Below are 2,991 nucleotides of genomic sequence, written 5' to 3' on the forward strand. Positions count from 1 at the left end.
AAATGTGAACGCCTTTAATCCCAGGGCGTTTTTTGAAGACCTTACCTCTGACCGGTGCGAAGCCTGCGGCGGAGGACCGATTATCTCAGCCATGATAGCGGCAAAGGAGTTGGGAGCAGACAAGTCCAAAGTAATCAAATATGCCAATTCCGGGGATGTGACCGGGGATAAATCTGGCGTGGTGGGTTATATGTCAGCAGTTTTCTACAACACAGGGAAAAATTCAGATGATCCTCCAAAGGAAAAGGCTGAAAAGGAGGTCCAGAAAAAGAAAGACACAGACTCCAGGATCTCGGATAAAGACAAAACATTTTTGCTTAAGCTTGCCAAGGAGACGATCGAGTGCAAGGTAAAAGGAATAAAATGTCCCGAATATAAGATAACCTCAGAGGTGCTTAAAGAGAACAGGGGTGCTTTTGTGACCATAAAAAAACATGGGGACTTGAGAGGTTGTATCGGTTACATCCAGGCAATAAAGCCGCTTTATCAAACCGTTCAGGAGATGGCAGAAGCCGCAGCTCTGCATGATACCAGGTTCAATCCGGTAACTAAAGATGAGTTAAAAGATTTGAAAATTGAGATTTCAGTTCTTACTCCTTTGAAAAGGATAACGGATGTGAGCCAGATTCAGGTAGGAACGCACGGGATTTTGATCAGAAAGGGTTACTATTCCGGACTCCTTTTGCCCCAGGTAGCCACAGAGAATAACTGGGACCGGAAAACTTTTTTGGAGCAGACTTGCTTTAAAGCTGGTATGTACGATAAAGACTGCTGGAAGGATGAGGATACTGAGGTATATATTTTCTCGGCAGATGTATTTTAGTCCGGAAAAGGATTTTCGAGTAAAGGAGGGATATGAGAAAGGTCGCCAAGATAGCCAGAAGCCTGGTCCTCAGCCTTGTGCTGTTTTATTTTCTCAGCCTTTTTTTCACCCGGCCACTACTTCCTCCAACTGTCCAGAAAACGATTCCGAACCTTCTATTAGAGGAAAATAATGCCTTCTCCTCAGAGTTTCAGTTAGGGTGCATCTTTTCCGGCACCATAGAGAAAAACCAGCCTTTAGCCATTTCACTTTTTAAGAAAGGGCTTCCTTCAGAGCTGATCTCAGAGCTTACCAGGTCTTTGTCCAAGGTTTTAGATTTGAGAAAATGCAAGCCTGGAGATTTTTTTTCCCTTTTAGCCTCACCTGACCATCTGCTCCTCTCTTTTGAATATCAGAAAGGGCTTTTAGAAAGGTATAAAGTAGTTAATAAAGAAGGAGATTTAGTTGCCTATTCTGTGCCGGTAAAACTCACCCGAATCGTGAAAGGTCTGGAGGGCAAGATAAAAAACTCCCTGTGGGAGGATATGAGAACCAAGTGCGAAAATCCGGAACTGATAATGAAGTTCTCTGATATTTTCGCCTGGCAGATAGACTTTTTAAATGAGCCCCAGAAAGGTGATAGATACAAACTGATTTATGAGGAATATGAAAAGGACGGGAAGTTCGTAAGTTACGGCGAGATATTAGCAGCAGAATACGAAGCCTCAGGGACAAAATATGATGCGATACTATATCAGGACCCGGAGGGGCAGTCTGACTATTTTGATCTGGCAGGGAAATCTTTGAGGAAAGCTTTTTTAAGATCGCCTCTAAACTACAGGAGAATCACCTCAACCTTCTCGGCTTCCAGGCTTCATCCGGTATTTAAAACCTACAGACCCCATTATGGGGTAGATTATGCTGCCCCTTACGGCACGCCAGTAGTCTCCTCAGCAGACGGTATGGTTACTTTTGCCGGCTGGAAAAGAGGTCTGGGAAGAGCAATCGAGATCAGGCATGCCAATGGGTTCATGACCTCTTATGGACATCTCTCCTCCTTTGCCCTGAAAATAAGGAATGGCGCCAGAGTTGCACAGGGCGAGATAATCGGCAGGGTAGGAACAAGCGGAATTACCACCGGCCCGCACCTGGATTACAGATGCATGGTTAGCGGAAGGTACGTTAATCCTTTAAAGATGAACCTGCCCTCAGCCAGACCCGTTAAAGGGAACTGCCTGCCTGATTTCAACTCTAAAAAAGAAAACCTCCTTTACGCTCTGAACCTTTTGACTAACGAGCTTACTTTTGCTTCTGCTGAATAAATTTCAGTTGAGTGGTGTAGGGACAGAACAGTGTTCTGTCCCTTCTTAAAACCCTTCTCAAAAATGCTTTCTTCAAAAAGATTGTTTCTCCTCTTTCTCTTGTTCTATTTTGTTTCTCCTTGCATTTGTAAGTCAGAAGCCCCACTCCTGCAGGAAAATCCCTTCTTAGTAAGAGAACATGGTCTGATTCTGGTTGGTGATATAATGCTCTCGCGGGGCGTAGATGTCGCTATGAGGACCAAAGGTTATCTTTACCCTTTCAAAAATATCGCTGAGATCACGAATTCTGCAGAGGTCACTTTCGGAAATTTAGAATCTCCCCTTTCCACCCGGGGAGCCAGAGGGGACCAGCTCTATTCTTTTCGCGGTGATCCGGAGTCAGTAAAAGGGTTGGTCTATGCTGGGTTTAAGGTGCTCAATCTGGCAAATAACCATTCATACGATTATGGCAAAAAGGCTTTTGAGCAAACGCTTGAGGTTTTGAATAAGAACAATATCAAAGTAATTGGTGCAGGTAAAAATGTAACAGAAGCCAGAATGCCCGCAATTTTCGATCTGGGTGATCTGAAAATAGCTTTCTTGGGATACGACCTTTCTCCAGGTGCATTCCCTGCAGGACAAGACCATCCAGGTGTAGCCAAGGCGAGGCATGCCTGGATAATTAAAGATCTCGAAAAGGTTAAGGAATCTGCAGACTTCATCGTAGTCTCATTTCACTGGGGTATAGAATATCAGGATTTTCCAACTGAGTATCAGAAGAGCTTGGCTCATATGGCAATTGACTGCGGTGCAGATATAGTCGTAGGGCATCACCCACATACTTTTCAGGGGATAGAGCTTTACAAGGGGAAACTCATCGCCTATAGC

At 44.4% G+C, this 2,991-nt stretch carries 3 protein-coding genes; all 3 read left to right on the forward strand.

Features of this window, described 5'->3' with window-relative positions:
- A partial coding sequence (amrA, locus tag MUP17_01545) for an AmmeMemoRadiSam system protein A (GenBank protein ID MCJ7457660.1) occupies positions 1-823 on the forward strand: 823 nt, incomplete at its 5' end.
- Between the two features lie 32 nt (positions 824-855).
- Entirely contained in the window at positions 856-2,124 is a 1,269-nt protein-coding gene (locus MUP17_01550; GenBank protein ID MCJ7457661.1) for a M23 family metallopeptidase, read from the forward strand.
- Between the two features lie 231 nt (positions 2,125-2,355).
- A partial coding sequence (locus MUP17_01555; protein MCJ7457662.1) for a CapA family protein occupies positions 2,356-2,991 on the forward strand: 636 nt, incomplete at its 3' end.

The sequence above is a fragment of the Candidatus Zixiibacteriota bacterium genome, from assembly GCA_022865345.1.
Classification (GTDB): domain Bacteria; phylum Zixibacteria; class MSB-5A5; order MSB-5A5; family RBG-16-43-9; genus RBG-16-43-9.

Coding starts and splice junctions, on each gene's coding strand:
- MUP17_01550 (MCJ7457661.1), top strand. CDS start 856: ATGAGAAAGGTCGCCAAGATAGCCAGAAGCCTGGTCCTCAGCCTTGTG.